We start from the raw sequence: 15,339 nt of genomic DNA, 5'->3' as shown, positions 1-15,339 counted from the left end.
CTAGTCGGTCGGCGCGAAAGCTTCAAGCGCTTTCTGGCTCATGATCCCGAAAACTACGCCATTGTCGCGCAGGGATCATGGGCAGGCAAGACGCCCGGCGGACAACGCGTCACGGACGCCTCGTCCTGCCCGATTGAAAATGGCGGCCGGTCGGGCCGCCATCTTCTTTCCCTCGGCGAGCCGCGAGGCGCGTTTGCGCCCCGCGCGATCACAAGGCCGCGGCCAGTGCCACGGAGCTTGCCGCGTCGCCTACTCGATGATGCTGGCCACGATGCCGGCGCCGACGGTGCGGCCGCCTTCGCGGATGGCGAAGCGCAGGCGCTCCTCCATGGCGATCGGCACGATCAGCTCCACGTCAACCGTCACGTTGTCGCCGGGCATCACCATCTCCGTGCCCGCCGGCAGCGTCACGATGCCGGTCACGTCCGTCGTGCGGAAGTAGAACTGCGGACGGTAGTTGGTGAAGAACGGCGTGTGGCGTCCGCCCTCCTCCTTCGTCAGGATGTAGGCCTCGGCCTTGAACTTCTTGTGCGGCTTCACCGTGCCCGGCTTGGCCAGAACCTGACCGCGCTCGACGCCCTCACGGTTGACGCCGCGCAGCAGCGCGCCGATGTTGTCGCCCGCCTGGCCCTGGTCCAGCAGCTTGCGGAACATCTCAACGCCCGTGCACGTCGTCTTCGACGTCGGACGGATGCCCACGATCTCGAGCTCCTCGCCGACCTTGACGATGCCGCGCTCGACGCGACCCGTCACCACCGTGCCGCGGCCCGAGATCGAGAACACGTCCTCGATCGGCATCAGGAACGGCTTGTTGACCGGACGCTCCGGCGTCGGGATGTAGGCGTTGACCTCGGCCATCAGCTTGCGCACCGCATCCTCGCCGAGCTCCTTCGACGAATCCTCCAGCGCCGCCAGCGCCGAGCCCTTGACGATCGGAATGTCGTCGCCCGGGAACTCGTACTTCGACAGAAGCTCGCGAACCTCAAGCTCCACCAGCTCCAGAAGCTCCGGATCGTTGACCTGGTCGCACTTGTTCAAAAACACCACGATCGCCGGAACGCCGACCTGGCGCGCCAGAAGAATGTGCTCGCGCGTCTGCGGCATCGGCCCGTCCGCCGCCGACACGACCAGGATCGCGCCGTCCATCTGCGCAGCACCCGTGATCATGTTCTTCACATAGTCGGCGTGGCCGGGGCAGTCGACATGCGCATAGTGACGGTTCGCCGTCTCATACTCCACATGCGACGTCGAGATCGTGATGCCGCGCGCCTTCTCCTCAGGCGCGTTGTCGATCTGGTCATACGCCCGGAAGTCGCCGAAGAACTTCGTGATCGCTGCCGTCAACGACGTCTTGCCATGGTCAACGTGACCAATCGTGCCAATGTTCACATGAGGCTTCGTGCGCTCGAATTTACCTTTTGCCATCGTCTCTTTTCCTTGGGCGCTGGACCTTCGTTCAGTCGGATGCGGGGCGATTAGCGACAAAGGCCAAAAAACACAAGTGCCTTGTGGCCGGGAATGCCGCCCGCCTGCGGGTTCGGTCCGTTCTGGGATGTCGGCCCGATATAGGGATGGGCGGTTGAAATTGGAAGAAGCAGGCTTGGAGCGGGTGAAGGGAATCGAACCCTCGTATTCAGCTTGGAAGGCTGCTGCTCTACCATTGAGCTACACCCGCGCCGTACGATCCGCCAAGGCGCGAAACCTGTTCGGATTGCACGATGGCTCCGGTGCGGCAGTGGTGGAGGAGGTTGGATTTGAACCAACGTAGGCGAAGCCAACGGATTTACAGTCCGTCCCCTTTAACCACTCGGGCACTCCTCCGTACTGCCGCCGGAGCCTTGCAACGAGGCATTCTGCGCAGACCCGGCGAGCGCCCTAGGCACGCCCCGAAATCCGCGAGCGCCTTATGGCGGCAAGCCAATGGAGTGTCAACCGCGCCCCGGGCGTTTTTGCCGACTTATTCGCTTGAGGTCCGCACGCAGCATATCCAAAGCGCGCGGCCGCCGCTATAGAGGCGTCATGAGCGACAGAAAAAAACCCGGCCAGACCGCCGGCACAGGCCCCGGCGGAACGGCGAAGGACGGCCACTATGCGCGCCTGCGGCGCGCCTATCGCGACGAGAAGGCGGGCGGCGCGCCCTCCTTTCGCCAACGGCCGAAGCTGCCGCCGGGAGAACAGGCGCCGGACGGACTGGTGCGGCTTTACGGCCTGCACACGGTGCGCGCGGCGCTCGACAACCCGCGGCGCCGAATCAGGCGGCTGCTCGCCACGCGAAACGCCGCCGAACGGCTCGGCCTGCCCGACCTTTCCACCCTGCCCTTCCCGGCCGAACTGGTGGAGCCGCGCGACATCGACAGGCTGACCGGCTCCGACGCCGTGCATCAGGGCGTGCTGATCGAGACGGAGCCGCTGGCGCCCAAGCGGCTCGACGCGCTGGGCGACGCGCCGCTGGTGCTGGTGCTGGACCAGGTGACCGACCCGCACAATGTCGGCGCCATATTGCGCTCGGCGGTGGCCTTCGGCGCCGGCGCGCTGATCACCACGGCCCGCCACAGCCCGGCCGAATCCGGGGTGCTGGCGAAATCGGCCTCGGGCGCGCTGGAGCATGTCGACCATATAGAGGTGCGGAACCTGGCCGAAGCGCTCGCCACGCTGCATGCGGCCGGCTACCAGAGCATCGGCCTCGATTCCGACGGCCCGGCCGAACTGGAAGCCACCTTTTCGGGCAAAAAAATCGCCCTCGTGCTGGGAGCCGAGGGCAAGGGCCTGAGGCAGAGGACGCGCGAAACGGTGACCGCGCTCGCCCGGCTCGACATGCCGGGCGCGATCCGCTCGCTCAATGTGTCGAATGCGGCTGCGGTGGCGCTCTATGCGGCGCGGAAGTTTTTGGGGTGAATGGTGAATGGTGAATGGTGAATGGTCGGATATAGGGGGCGCTTGAGCCATCAAGCCCACCGCTTATCTCTATTCGCTATTTTACCATTCACCATTCACCATTCACCGGCTACGCCACCTCCTGACCAGCCATGCGCTCCAACGCTCGCACCAGCGCGGAGTGGTCTTCCCGGGCGCCGCCATTGGCCGCGCAGGAATTGAAAAGCTGCTGCGTCATCGAGGTGTTGGGAAGCGCCACGCCGAGCGCGCGCGCGCCTTCCAGGGCAAGATTGAGATCCTTGCTGTGCAGTTCTATGCGGAAGCCCGGGTCGAAGCTGCGCTTTATCATGCGCTCGCCATGCACCTCCAGGATGCGCGAGGCGGCAAGTCCGCCCATCAGTGCCTGGCGCACCTTGGCGGGGTCGGCGCCCGCCCTGGAGGCGAAGACGAGCGCTTCGGCGACCGCCTCGATGGTCAGCGCCACCACGATCTGGTTGGCCACCTTGGTGGTCTGGCCGACGCCGTTCCCGCCCACCAGGGTGATGTTCTTGCCCATCTTCGCGAAGATCGGCCGCGCGCGTTCGAACGCTTTCTCCTCGCCGCCCACCATGATGGTGAGCGAGGCGGCCTTTGCCCCGACCTCCCCGCCGGAAACCGGCGCGTCGAGATAATCGCAGCCGAGTTCGTTGATTTTCCCGGCGAACTCCTTGGTGGCGATCGGGGAGATGGAACTCATGTCGATGACCAGCTTGCCTTTCGCCAGGCCGGCAGCGACGCCGCTATCCGCGAAAAGCACCTCCGCCACCTGCGGCGTGTCCGGCACCATCAGGATGACGATGTCGGCCGCCTTGGCCACCGCGTCATGGCCGGAAACGGTTTTCAGCCCCTTTGCGAGGAGATCGGCCGGCGGCTTCGACCGATGGTCGCTGGCTACGACCGGATAGCCCGCATCCAGCAGATGACCCGCCATCGGCGCACCCATTATGCCCAGCCCGATGAAGCCGATGGTTTCCATTTTTCCGTATCCTTCTTCAGTTGCAAGGCCGGCGCGGCTAAGCCGCGGCCCTGCCCGCGAATTGCCGGAACCAGCCGAGCCCGGCTTCCGTGCCGGCCTTCGGCTTGTATTCGGCGCCGACCCAGCCGGAATAGCCGATGCGGTCGATGAACTCATAAAGGAAGGGATAGTTGATCTCGCCCGTCCCCGGCTCGTGCCGGCCGGGATTGTCCGCAAGCTGGATATGCGCGATGCGGGGCATGTTCGCCTCTATGGTCCGGGCGAGATCCCCCTCCATGACCTGCATGTGATAGATGTCGTACTGGAGATGGAGGTTCTTCGAGCCCACCCGTTCCATGATGGCGAGAGCCTGCCTGGTGCCGCTCAGGAAGAAGCCCGGAATGTCGCGCGTGTTGATCGGCTCAATCAGCAGTTTTATCCCTGCATTTCCCAGCCTTTCGGCCGCGAACTTCAGGTTCCCCACGAAAACGTCCTCCAGCTTCTGCCGATCGGCCCCTTCGGGCGCGATGCCGGCAAGGCAGTTCACCTGGCCACAGCCAAGGGCCTTCGCATAGTCGATCGCCTTGTCCACGCCCGCGCGAAACTCCTCGACGCGGTCGGGCAGGATGGCAAGGCCGCGCTCGCCGCCCGCCCAGTCGCCCGAAGGCAGGTTGAACAGCACCTGAGCGAGGCCGTTCTTCTTCAGGCGTGCGGCCACCGCCTCGGCCGGATGGTCATACGGGCCGAGATATTCGACACCCTTGAAGCCGGCGCGCGCGGCGGCGTCGAAGCGGTCGAGGAAGTCGTGCTCGGCAAAGAGCATGGAAAGATTGGCTGAAAATTTCGGCATTCTTTTTGTCTCCACACAGGTCCGGCAAGGATATCGGCCTCAACGCATGTCATCCCGGCCAAGGGAGCGAAGCGACCGCGAGCCGGGGTCCATTCCGCGACCTGACCGATGTTCCGGACGGACCCCGGATAGCCTTTCCTCGCTACGCTCGGTCCGGCTTCCGGGATGACGGTCCATTTTCTAGTCCAGCATGACGATCGCCGTGGGCGCATCCTCGTTCTTCTCGGCAAGCTCCTCGAATTCGGTGACCTTGTCGATCTCGGTGCCCATGGAGATGTTGGTGACGCGCTCCAGGATGAATTCCAGCACCACCGGAACCTGATGCTCCTTCATCAGCCGCTCGGCCTCCTTGAAGGCGCCGGCGAATTCCTCGGGCTTCGACACGCGGACAGCCTTGCAGCCCATCGCCTCCGCGACCGCGACATGATCGACGCCGTAGCCGGCCTGCGGATCGTCCTCGCGGTTCTGGTTCTCGAAGGCGAGGCTGACCTCGTAGTCCATCGCAAAGCCGCGCTGGGACTGGCGGATGAGCCCGAGATAGGCGTTGTTCACCACCACATGGATGTAGGGCAGCCGGTGCTGTGCGCCGACGGCCAGTTCCTCGATGAGGAACTGGAAGTCGTAGTCGCCCGACAGCGCCACGATATGGGCGTCGGGACGCGCGGCGCGCACGCCGAGGGCGGCCGGCAGCGTCCAGCCGAGCGGCCCGGCCTGGCCGCAATTGATCCAGTTGCGCGGCTTGTAGACATGCAGGAACTGCGCGCCGGCGATCTGCGAAAGGCCGATGGTCGAGACATAGGTGGTGTCGCGCGGAAACGCCCTGTTCATCTCCTCGTAGACGCGCTGCGGCTTCAGCGGCACCTGATCGAAATGCGTCTTGCGCTTCATGGTCTTCTTGCGATCCTGGCACTCCTTCGCCCAGCCCGACCAGTCGCGCAGCTTTCCCCCCGTCTTCCATTCGGTGGCGACGTCGAGCAGCATCTTCAGCGCCGCCGCCGCATCCGAGACGACGCCAAGGTCGGGGGCGAAGACACGGCCGATCTGCGTCGGCTCGATGTCGACATGGATGATTTTCTTGCCCTTTGTGTAGACGTTGACCGAGCCGGTGTGGCGGTTGGCCCAGCGGTTGCCGATGCCGGCCACGAAGTCGGCCGCCAGCATGGTGGCGTTGCCGTAGCGGTGCGAGGTCTGCAGGCCGCACATGCCGGCCATAAGCCGGTGGTCGTCGGGAATCGCGCCCCACCCCATCAGGGTCGGGATGACCGGAACGCCGGTCACTTCCGCAAATTCGATCAGCAGGTCGGAGGCATCGGCGTTGATGATGCCGCCGCCGGCGACGATCAGCGGCTTTTCCGCTTCGTTGAGCATGGCGAGCGCCTTTTCGGCCTGGGCCCGCGTCATGGCCGGCCTGAAGGCCGGCAGCGGCTCATAGGCGTCGATGTCGAACTCGATCTCGGCGAGCTGGACGTCGAGCGGCAGGTCGATCAGCACCGGGCCGGGACGCGACGAACGCATGAGATGAAAAGCCTTCTGCAGCGCCATCGGCACCAGATAGGGCTCCATGACCGTGACCGCCCATTTGGCGACCGGCGCGGCGATCGCGGCGATGTCGACCGCCTGGAAATCCTCCTTGGTGAGCCTGGCGCGCGGCGCCTGGCCGGTGATGCACAGGATCGGGATCGAATCCGCCGATGCCGAATAGAGGCCGGTGATCATGTCCGTTCCGGCCGGGCCCGAGGTGCCGATGCAAAGACCGATATTGCCGGCCGCGGCACGGGTATATCCTTCCGCCATGTGGGAGGCGGCCTCGACATGGCGGGCGAGCACGTGGCGGATCGCCCCCCTCGCCTTCAGTGCCGAATAGAGAGGATTGATGGCCGCGCCCGGCACGCCGAAGGCGGCCGAAATGCCTTCCTTCTCGAGAACGAGAACCGCCGCATCGACCGCGCGCATCCTGGCCATGGCTCAATCCTCCAACCGGCTCCAAGCCGAAAACAATGTCGGGACGAACCTGCCAGCACCCTCGCCATTTTTCAATTTTTTCAAAATATTTTTTCATTTCCATGAAAATCGCTTAGTCAATTGATAAAATTGATGTCTTCATTTTTCAGCCATCGATCCTGGCACCCATCTGAAAAAATATTTTATTGCGTGCACGGCAAAAGCGGCGACAATGCCCGCATGCCAACCATGGAAAAACGCCAGCGCGGCCGGCCGCGCGCCTTCAACGGGCCTCCCGAAGCCGCCTCGGTTCAGTCGCTTGACCGGGCGCTGCGCATCCTGGCCATCGTCGCGGAAGGCAACGGCCTCTCGCTCTCCGAGATCGCCGGCGCCTCCGGCATCTCCGCGCCCACCGCCTACCGCATGCTGACCACGCTCGAGAGCCACGCCATGGTCGAGTTCGACCAGAACGAACAGCTCTGGTCCATCGGCGTCGGCACCTATCGCATGGGAGCCGCCTTCCTGCGCAGCCGCAAGCTGGTGGACCGGGCCCGCACCGTCATGCAGGAACTGATGGAAAAGACGGGTGAAACCGCCAATCTGGGCGTGGCCGAGGAGGATTGCGTCGTCTTCGTCAGCCAGGTCGAGACACATCAGGCAATCCGCGCCTTCTTCCGTCCGGGCACGCGCAGCGCCTTCCACGCCTCCGGCATCGGCAAGGCGGTGCTGGCCCATCTCGACACCGAGCGCATTGCGGCCATCGCCAAGCGCGCCGGCCTGGAAGCCTTCACGGAGCGGACGCTTTCCACTCTGCCGGCCCTTTCCGGCAATCTGGAAGAGATCAGGGCGCGCGGCTGGGCGGTCGACGACGAGGAGCGCTACCCCGGCATGCGCTGCGTGGCCGCCGCCATCTTCAACGAGTTCGGCGAGCCGGTGGGCGGGGTTTCGGTGTCGGGGCCGACGGTGCGCGTCACGCCCGCCCGCGTCGCCGAGATCGGCCCGCTGGTGCGCGATGCCGCAGGCGAGGTGACGCGAATGATCGGCGGGCGTGCGCCGGCCTGAGCGACGGATCGCTCAGCCCATGCCGGTGACACGACGCAGCCAGAAGGCCAGCACGACGAAGCCGATGGCGAACGTCACGCCGGTCCAGTCGATATCCGCCTGGCGAAGCCAGCGCGCGAGCCTGAGCACCAGCGTCCAGATGGCGACGGCCAGCAGGACGATGATGACGATGCGGATCATGCTTCCTCTCCCTGCCGATGACGTTCGACAAAGATATGGGAGACGAATCCGCCGATTTCAGGGGGCAAGCCGCAATGACCCTCAGGGCTGCCCAGACAATTGTCTTTACTGTCGCGGCAGATGTGCTAACGGGCAACCGTGCCCTTGTAGCTCAGCTGGTAGAGCAGCGGTTTTGTAAACCGAAGGTCGCGGGTTCGATCCCTGCCGGGGGCACCAGCTTTCCTGCCGCCGCGCGCCGGGCTTACGCGCCATTTACGATCCGCAGGCTATCAAGCTCCATCCGATTCGCATGGAGCCGGCACGCGCCATGACCAAGGCCCTCACCTCCTTCGCGCTGGTCGCCGTTCTGACGGCGGCGCTCACGGCGCTCAGCCTGGCCGTGGCCAGGCACGGTTACCCGTTCGGCCTGACAGGCGTGGCGCGGCTTGAGGGCATTGCCGATCCCGGCATGTTCCTGCCGCTCGGCGCGGTTTACTTTCTTGCCGCCATGCTGATGATGCTGCTGCCGCTGCGCGCGGCGAGCTTTGTCCTCCTCAACGCCGCCGACACGCTGTTCTGGACGGTCGTTGCCCTGTTCGGCACGATCGTCGGCTGCGTCGCCGCCAGATGGGCCTTCGGCCAGAACGGCGCCCTGTGGACGCTGTGGAACTGGCGGTTCCTGTTCGTGGCGGCGGTCGTCGGCGCCCATCTGGTCATGAACGAATTGCGCCGCAACGTGCTGCTGCGAAGCCTGTTCCTGGTGGTGTTCGCCGCGGCGGCCCTTGCCTGCCTATTCTGGTCTTTCGCAATATAGGCCGGAGCGGGCGCCGTCTATGACGGCCGCGGCCTTGCGGCTTCCATCTCGACCGGGCCGACCGGCGGCATATCCTTGGCCATGATGCCGCTTACCCGGCAGAAGGCGGCGAAGGCGCGGCAGGCCTCCTCCGTGGCCACGACGCCGACGGTGGCGCCGAAGCAGGCATTGAAGGCGGCCTGATAAAGCGGCCCCTGGCGCCCGGCCGGCCAGTCGGCCAGCAGGTCCAGGGCAAGTTCGACGCCGTAGATTTCCTCGATCGGGAGGCCGGCCCCCGGGACGATCCGGACGGGTACTGTAAATTGCAGGCTGTCCATCGGACTTCTCCAGCACCACGGGCAAATCTGCGCGCTCGACATGGTGCTTCGGCAAAGGTTGCGTCACTGCGCCATCGCGCAGGAATGTGTCGGCAATGCGGTTTTCCCGCAAGGCTGCCCGGCCCTGAAAGAGGCATGTCGTGTCGCCAAGGTTGATAGAAGGTTGAAGCTGGGCGCTTTCGGTGTCACATGATAGGGCACGAGAACAACGACAAGAAGCCCCGCCCGATGGTCACCTATCTTCAAGCCGATACCGCCCCGCTGAGGAATACCGGCCAGATCCGCCTCTACAACGAGGAGGGGTTTGCCGGCATGCGCAGGGCGTGCGCGCTTACGGCCCGCTGCCTCGACGAACTTGCCGAGCGCGTGAAGCCCGGCGTCACCACCAATGCCATCGACCGCTTCGTCTTCGAGTTCGGCATGGACCACGGCGCGCTGCCGGCCACGCTGAACTACCGCGGCTACACCAAATCGACCTGCACGTCGATCAACCATGTGGTCTGCCACGGCATTCCCGACGACAAGCCGCTGCGCGAAGGCGACATCGTCAACATCGACGTGACCTACATCCTCGACGGCTGGCACGGCGATTCCAGCCGCATGTATCCGGTCGGCACCATCAAGCGCGCGGCCGAACGGCTGATGGAAGTGACCTACGAGTGCCTGATGCGCGGCATCGCCGCCATCAGGCCCGGCGCCCGCACCGGCGCCATCGGCCAGGCCATCCAGGCCTATGCCGAAAGCGAGCGCTGCTCGGTGGTGCGCGACTTCTGCGGCCACGGCGTGGGCCAACTGTTCCACGACGCCCCCAACATTCTGCATTACGGCAGCGCCAACGAGGGCGTGGAGATGCGGCCCGGCATGATCTTCACCGTCGAGCCGATGATCAATCTCGGCCGGCCGCACGTGAAGGTGCTGTCCGACGGCTGGACGGCGGTGACGCGCGACCGCTCGCTGTCGGCACAATACGAGCATGCCGTCGGCGTGACCGAAACCGGGTGCGAGGTCTTCACCCTCTCGCCCAACGGGCTCGACACGCCCGGCCTTCCGCCCCGGTAGCGCCACGGCGTCCATCGTTGCAGCAGCGCGCGGGGGCGAATGGAAAAGGACGAGACCGACGAGCGCGGCTTCCTGGGCGAACAGCCGCAACCGGCCATGCACAAATCGGCGCCGGACGCCAGGCCGCATTATCTCGGCCATCGCGAGCGCCTGCGTGAACGTTTTGCCACGGCCGGCCATGCCGCCCTGCCCGACTACGAACTGCTCGAACTGCTGCTGTTCCGCCTCATTCCGCGCGCCGACACCAAACCGGTCGCCAAGGCGCTGCTGGCGCGCTTCGGCACGCTGGCGGAGGTGCTGGGGGCCGACGAGGCGCTGCTGCGGGAGGTCAAGGGCATCGGACCGGCCGTGGCGCTCGACCTCAAGGTCATCGCCGCAGCCACCCAGCGCATGCTGCGCTCGGAGCTGACGGCGCGCGAGACGCTGTCCTCCTGGACGCAGGTGCTGGACTATTGCCGCGCGTCCATGGCCTTCGAGGCGCGCGAGCAGTTCCGCATCCTGTTCCTCGACAAGAAGAACGCCCTCATCGCCGACGAGGTCCAACAGACCGGGACGGTGGACCATACGCCGGTCTACCCGCGCGAGGTGGTGAAGCGGGCGCTGGAGCTTTCCGCCACGGCCATCATCCTGGTCCACAATCATCCAAGTGGCGACCCGACGCCGTCCCGCGCCGACATCGAGATGACCAAGGAGATCGTCGAGACCGGCAAGCGGCTGGGCATTGCCGTCCACGACCATCTGATCATCGGCAAGAAGGGCTATGCCAGCATGAAAGGCCTGCTGCTGATCTGACGAGGTCAGAACACGCCACTTGCGGAGTGAAGTAAAGCCGCTTCAGAGCGCGAGAGAGTTCTAGCGTAGAATAGCGTGTACATAGGCGGGACGGCTTTGAGCCTGCGATTTTCGGATTCGCGCCAAGAGCGGAAATCAGTTCTCTGCCAATAGCAAACGTTCTGCTTCGCGCCTTCATTTCCGCCAGTCGTCGACACTCGCGAGCTTCCCAAAACCTGCCGTTAATTCAGCCGCGCTGGCGGATCGCTTCGAGAGCTTAGAGCTTACCGCTACCCGTCCGACCGTTGGACCTAAAAAGGCGTCATCTTCGACTGGACTGACCCGCCCCAAACTCATAATTCTGCTAAACAGGGAGGCAGTATGGCGACGTTCGCGGCCATTTCAGATCATGATGGTGCAGAAACCCTGCGGACCCTAGCCCGGCTCGCTGCGCATAAGATCCTTTCGAAGGACAAGCAGGGGCTCCCGGCTGACCCGCGCGACGCAATCTTTGCAGCCGAATATATTCGCGAGTGCGACCGGCTGCTCGCCAACACGCCGCTCTTGGTCCAGGAAGCTATCGAGAGCGCTGGCCATGCCGCAGAAGGCGCCAATGTCGACCCCTATCAGGGTGTCGTCGAAGTGCTGCAGAATGCGGAAGATCGCCGCGCACGGGAGGTCCGTGTCACGCTGCGCGACGGCCCGACCAGCAAGCAGATGCTGATCACTCATAATGGGCTTCCGGTCGAGTATGAGCATGTGCTCGCGATGATGCTTCCGTTCGTCAGTACGAAACGCGACGACGCGGACTTGCGGGGCAGGTTTGGCATCGGTCTCAAGACGCTCCGCCGAATCTGCACCGATATCCAAGTCCACGGTGCGCCATATCACTTCGGAAGCACCGCTGGCGTCGGAATCAGAGAACGAGAAGCCGAGGAGGCGATTGCGGAGTTCTACGAGCCGGCCACCGACACGCTGCTCGTCCTTGATCTCGAGGGCGATTTCGACACCTCAAGCTTCGAGCAATGGTTTGAGGAATGGACCGACGACGGGCTCATCTTCCTCGATCATGTCCGGCGCTTCGAGCTAAAGCATGAGGACGGCCGGACCTCCGTTCGCGCTACCAAGGCGACCGCTTGGGTCGACCTCCAGATACGCGACGACGAACTTACGCGCTTGCAGCGACGTACGGTGACAGCCGGAGACCGTCACTATTGAACCGCCCCGGGTTTGCCGGAGGCTCCAACTTCCCAATAGGATGGAGCCATGATGAGCAAAACGACGAACAAGTTTTCCCCTGAGGTGCGCGAGCGTGCGGTGCGGTTGGTATTCGATCACGAGGCTGATCATTCTTCGCGCTGGACTGCCTGCCAGTCGATAGCGGCAAAGATCGGCTGCTCGGCGCACACGCTGCTGGATTGGGTGAAGAAGGCCGAGATTAATGCTGGCAAGCGAGCCGGCGTTCCGACAGACATGGCCGAGAAGATGAAGGCTCTTGAGCGGGAGAACCGGGAGCTTCGGCAGGCCAACGAGATACTGCGCAAGGCGAGCGCTTATTTTGCCCAGGCGGAGCTCGACCGCCCATTCAAACGATGATCGCGTTCATCGACGATCACCGCGAGGCGCATGGGGTCGAGCCGATCTGCAGGGTGCTGCCGGTCGCCCCGTCGACCTACCACGATCATGTCGCCAAGCGCGCCGATCCCGAGAAGCTGTCGACGCGGGCGAAGCGGGACCTCGCGCTGAAGCCGGAGATCGAGCGCGTCTTCGCCGAGAACTTCGAGGTCTACGGCGCGAGGAAGGTCTGGCGGCAGATGCTGCGCGAGGGCTTTGATGTCGCGCGCTGCACGGTCGAGCGGTTGATGGCCGACCTCGGCCTTCACGGCGTCATTCGCGGCAAGCCGATCCGCACCACGGTGCAGGACAAGGCCGCGCCGTGCCCGCTTGACCGCGTGAACCGGGTCTTCCACGCGCCGGCCCCGAACATGCTCTGGCTTTCGGATTTCACCTATGTCAGCACCTGGTCGGGCTTCGTTTACGTGGCCTTCGTCATCGACGCCTACGCCCGTCGTATTGTCGGCTGGCGGGTGAGCAGGACCGCCCATGCGAGCTTTGTGCTCGACGCTCTCGAACAGGCCTTGCACGAACGCCGACCCGTTCATCGCGGTGGTCTGGTTCATCATTCGGACCGCGGATCGCAATATGTCAGCATCCGCTACACCGAGCGTCTCGCCGAAGCCGGCATCGAACCGTCTGTGGGCAGTGTCGGCGACAGCTACGACAACGCACTGGCCGAGACGATCAACGGCCTCTACAAGGCCGAGGTCATCCATCGCCGGGGACCATGGCGAAGCTTCGAGGCGGTCGAGTTCGCCACGCTGACCTGGGTCGACTGGTTCAACAATCGCCGGCTGCTGGAACCCATCGGCAACATCCCGCCGGCCGAAGCCGAGGAACGCTACTACGCCATGCTGGAAGAACCGGCCATCGCGGCATAACTTAAACCAGAAGGCCTCCGGCAAACCCGGGGCGGTTCACAGACTGATCGAAAACCGCTCTAATCTGAAGCCGAAAAGGGGCCAGTCTGGTTTCGGCCCCATACTCGCCATACAAACTAGGTGGGCGAATTACCCGAACCTGACATAGCCAGCACTCACCCTGGCCAACACCGGTCCACTATCCGCTGCAACCAAGGAGAGAGAAGACGTTTCGGCTCCAACTATGAGCTAAATCTTGGCCTCAGGCGTCCTCCATCCTGCGCAGACGGGCCTTGACCCCATTGCTGATGCTGTCGGCAACTTCGGCAGGAAATGCTTTCGGAAGCGATGCGGTAACCTGCTCGACCGCTGCTGGCGCCTGTGCGCGCAGTTCATCAAAGATCGCGGTCACAAGGCGCGCACCAATCCCTGCCTTGGCAGCGGTCTGGACAAAATGGCGAGGCATGATGCTGTCGACGATGTAGTGACGGCTGTCACCCACGGCCATAGACAGCTTCATCTTGTTGCGCGTGATTTGGCCCGCGTCGAGGCTGGGCCGCGCCGAGATCACATCGTAGAGCGGCGTCATACGAAAACGGCCACCGGGAGAGAGAAAGACGCTGAAATTCTTGGCGTGCCCATCTGTGGCACCGAGCAGCCAGAAGGCAATAACGGCCTTCAGAAATGTCGCGTGATCCGCCTCCGGCTGGTCGCTCCCTTTCAACAGATTGAGAATAGCCGGAATGCCGGGGCCGCCATCGGATTCGTATTTCAGGGATGGCGGCACCGACAAAGCCTGGCAGCAATCCTCCTGAGGTAAACGCAGGAGACGGTTGTCGCTGGTCCAGCGGCGATCGAACCGCTCGACCACGAGCACGCGGTTACCCTCAAACTCCTGGATAGCGACGGCGGCGCTCGGAAGTCCAAGAGCAGCCGCCAGCTTGAGGCAGAAGAACTCGTTTTCAACGCTGTAGGATAGATCGATGCCATTCGGCAGTCGGCCAATCTGCGGTTTGAGGATGTGCGTCGTGGCCGTAGTCGCCAGCGGCTTGTACCAACGCCCGTTCCAGAACAGCAGTGCGGTCTTTTCCTGGGCGCCGGCGATCGATATCCGAAAGTCCTCATCCTCGCCAAGTCCAAGGGGAGCGGATGCAAGGTCACCGAGAAGCCGGGCGATTCCCTTGTCGTCGATAGGTTTGCCGCCGACAGCGCCGGCGACGCCGGGTTCGATGCCGTCCGGCAGGAATTGCAATGCGCCGACGCAGTCCCGTCCGACAGCAGCGAGTAGGTCGTAAGCGTCTATGCCCTGAGCGTGAACTCGCTCCGCCATGCGGCGGCGGATGGGCATGCTATCCGGCAGGAGATTGTCGAAGACGGCGATGACAGGCGCACCGATATAGCGGTCCTCACGCAGAGGCAGAGATAGCGACACGGGCAGCGCATGCTCCCACGCAAGCCAGGACAGATCGTACTGAAAGTCGATTGCACCGCTGGATTGCCTGTTCAGCCGCCCGACGAGGCGGCCATTCAGGAAGACATTAAGCGGGATGTGCCGACGCGGGCGGGCCATCAGAAGATGTCCTCGATCTCGGCCGGCTTTGCCTTCGTCCTGGGACGGATAACAAACTCGAGGTCAAGCGCCGCGAGAATGTCGCAAAGCGTCCCGAGCTGGGTCCCGAGGGCGCCACTCTCGACGGCTGAGATGGTTGCCTGCCGTAGCTTTGTCTTGTCCCCGACGCCAGTCTGGTTCAGGCCGAGCTTGCGGCGCTGCCGGCGGATGGCATCTCCGATTTGCTTAGGCGTTCGGGCGATCTGGTCCACGGCGCACCTCTCTGAGCACGCTGTATACGCTCTAGAGGATAAATGTCAATATACGCTTCAGAGAATAAATACCTATATACGTCATAACGTATAACGCAGATAAATACCTCTTAGCGTATAATTCCGCACGCTCGCACTGGTCCGCGGGTTCTCAATTGAATATTCAGCGCGGCTTAATCACCTCTACCTGCCCCGGACCG

15 protein-coding genes, 3 tRNA genes and 1 other annotated feature are annotated in these 15,339 nt (G+C 63.8%); of the genes, 8 read left to right on the top strand and 10 right to left on the bottom strand.

What is annotated here, in order from left to right; genetic code table 11:
- Positions 1-249: 249 nt before the first annotated feature.
- The 3 genes from tuf to ACTDI4_RS10455 all read right to left on the bottom strand — a co-directional run bounded on the left by tuf (position 250) and on the right by ACTDI4_RS10455 (position 1,821).
- Positions 250-1,425, bottom strand: coding sequence for an elongation factor Tu (gene tuf / locus ACTDI4_RS10465; RefSeq protein ID WP_442841081.1), 1,176 nt, complete (start codon positions 1,423-1,425; stop codon positions 250-252).
- Between the two features lie 176 nt (positions 1,426-1,601).
- Positions 1,602-1,675: transfer RNA gene (locus ACTDI4_RS10460), tRNA-Gly, on the bottom strand.
- 61 nt (positions 1,676-1,736) lie between these two features.
- A tRNA-Tyr gene (locus tag ACTDI4_RS10455) sits at positions 1,737-1,821 on the bottom strand.
- 198 nt (positions 1,822-2,019) lie between these two features.
- Here ACTDI4_RS10455 and ACTDI4_RS10450 point away from each other — a divergent pair.
- Positions 2,020-2,895, top strand: a complete 876-nt coding sequence (locus ACTDI4_RS10450; RefSeq protein WP_442841080.1) for a TrmH family RNA methyltransferase — start codon at positions 2,020-2,022, stop codon at positions 2,893-2,895.
- Between the two features lie 109 nt (positions 2,896-3,004).
- Here ACTDI4_RS10450 and ACTDI4_RS10445 read toward each other — a convergent pair whose 3' ends face one another.
- The 3 genes from ACTDI4_RS10445 to gcl all read right to left on the bottom strand — a co-directional run bounded on the left by ACTDI4_RS10445 (position 3,005) and on the right by gcl (position 6,680).
- A complete protein-coding gene (locus ACTDI4_RS10445) occupies positions 3,005-3,889 on the bottom strand; it encodes a 2-hydroxy-3-oxopropionate reductase (RefSeq protein WP_442841079.1) in 885 nt (294 codons plus the stop codon).
- Between the two features lie 37 nt (positions 3,890-3,926).
- A complete protein-coding gene (gene hyi, locus ACTDI4_RS10440; protein WP_442841078.1) occupies positions 3,927-4,718 on the bottom strand; it encodes a hydroxypyruvate isomerase in 792 nt (263 codons plus the stop codon).
- A gap of 180 nt (positions 4,719-4,898) precedes the next feature.
- Positions 4,899-6,680 (bottom strand): glyoxylate carboligase, encoded by a 1,782-nt coding sequence (gene gcl, locus ACTDI4_RS10435; protein WP_442841077.1) that lies wholly within the window; start codon positions 6,678-6,680, stop codon positions 4,899-4,901.
- Positions 6,681-6,899: 219 nt separating this feature from the next.
- On the opposite strand from gcl, the gene bhcR reads away from it, so the two are divergent.
- Complete coding sequence (bhcR, locus tag ACTDI4_RS10430; protein ID WP_442841076.1) at positions 6,900-7,721, top strand: HTH-type transcriptional regulator BhcR; 822 nt, start codon at positions 6,900-6,902, stop codon at positions 7,719-7,721.
- Positions 7,722-7,733: 12 nt separating this feature from the next.
- On the opposite strand, the gene ACTDI4_RS10425 is transcribed toward bhcR, so the two are convergent.
- Positions 7,734-7,901 (bottom strand): hypothetical protein, encoded by a 168-nt coding sequence (locus ACTDI4_RS10425; RefSeq protein WP_442841075.1) that lies wholly within the window; start codon positions 7,899-7,901, stop codon positions 7,734-7,736.
- A 140-nt stretch (positions 7,902-8,041) separates the two neighbouring features.
- Here ACTDI4_RS10425 and ACTDI4_RS10420 point away from each other — a divergent pair.
- Positions 8,042-8,117: transfer RNA gene (locus ACTDI4_RS10420), tRNA-Thr, on the top strand.
- A 91-nt stretch (positions 8,118-8,208) separates the two neighbouring features.
- On the top strand, positions 8,209-8,694 hold the full coding sequence (locus tag ACTDI4_RS10415) for a hypothetical protein (protein ID WP_442841074.1): 486 nt from the start codon (positions 8,209-8,211) through the stop codon (positions 8,692-8,694).
- A 17-nt stretch (positions 8,695-8,711) separates the two neighbouring features.
- Here ACTDI4_RS10415 and ACTDI4_RS10410 read toward each other — a convergent pair whose 3' ends face one another.
- Positions 8,712-9,011 carry a DUF982 domain-containing protein gene (locus ACTDI4_RS10410; RefSeq protein ID WP_442841073.1) on the bottom strand — a complete coding sequence of 100 codons (300 nt, stop codon included), beginning with the start codon at positions 9,009-9,011 and terminating at the stop codon, positions 8,712-8,714.
- Positions 9,012-9,239: 228 nt separating this feature from the next.
- On the opposite strand from ACTDI4_RS10410, the gene map reads away from it, so the two are divergent.
- The 4 genes from map to ACTDI4_RS10390 all read left to right on the top strand — a co-directional run bounded on the left by map (position 9,240) and on the right by ACTDI4_RS10390 (position 13,339).
- The gene (gene map, locus ACTDI4_RS10405) at positions 9,240-10,070 is read left to right on the top strand and encodes a type I methionyl aminopeptidase (protein WP_442843327.1); all 831 of its coding nucleotides are present in this window, start codon (positions 9,240-9,242) and stop codon (positions 10,068-10,070) included.
- A gap of 39 nt (positions 10,071-10,109) precedes the next feature.
- On the top strand, positions 10,110-10,862 hold the full coding sequence (radC, locus tag ACTDI4_RS10400; protein ID WP_442841072.1) for a RadC family protein: 753 nt from the start codon (positions 10,110-10,112) through the stop codon (positions 10,860-10,862).
- A 360-nt stretch (positions 10,863-11,222) separates the two neighbouring features.
- Positions 11,223-12,059: an ATP-binding protein gene (locus ACTDI4_RS10395; RefSeq protein ID WP_442841071.1), complete on the top strand. Its 837-nt coding sequence runs from the start codon at positions 11,223-11,225 to the stop codon at positions 12,057-12,059.
- 51 nt (positions 12,060-12,110) lie between these two features.
- A protein-coding gene (locus ACTDI4_RS10390; RefSeq protein WP_442843326.1) for an IS3 family transposase occupies positions 12,111-13,339 on the top strand; the annotation gives its coding sequence in 2 pieces (ribosomal slippage) (positions 12,111-12,399 and positions 12,399-13,339; 1,230 coding nt in all).
- Positions 12,392-12,508, top strand: a sequence feature (AL1L pseudoknot). (Overlaps the previous gene by 117 nt.)
- 241 nt (positions 13,340-13,580) lie before the next feature.
- Here the strand turns inward: ACTDI4_RS10390 and ACTDI4_RS10385 are convergent.
- Together ACTDI4_RS10385 and ACTDI4_RS10380 are read right to left on the bottom strand one after the other, a co-directional pair.
- A complete protein-coding gene (locus tag ACTDI4_RS10385; RefSeq protein ID WP_442841070.1) occupies positions 13,581-14,888 on the bottom strand; it encodes a type II toxin-antitoxin system HipA family toxin in 1,308 nt (435 codons plus the stop codon).
- On the bottom strand, positions 14,888-15,139 hold the full coding sequence (locus ACTDI4_RS10380; RefSeq protein WP_079445391.1) for a helix-turn-helix domain-containing protein: 252 nt from the start codon (positions 15,137-15,139) through the stop codon (positions 14,888-14,890). The genes ACTDI4_RS10385 and ACTDI4_RS10380 overlap by 1 nt, the downstream gene beginning before the upstream one ends.
- Positions 15,140-15,339 lie beyond the last annotated feature (200 nt).

The organism is Mesorhizobium sp. PUT5 (assembly GCF_052216645.1).
Classification (GTDB): Bacteria; Pseudomonadota; Alphaproteobacteria; order Rhizobiales; family Rhizobiaceae; genus Mesorhizobium.
This window is presented reverse-complemented; position numbering and strand designations above follow the sequence as displayed.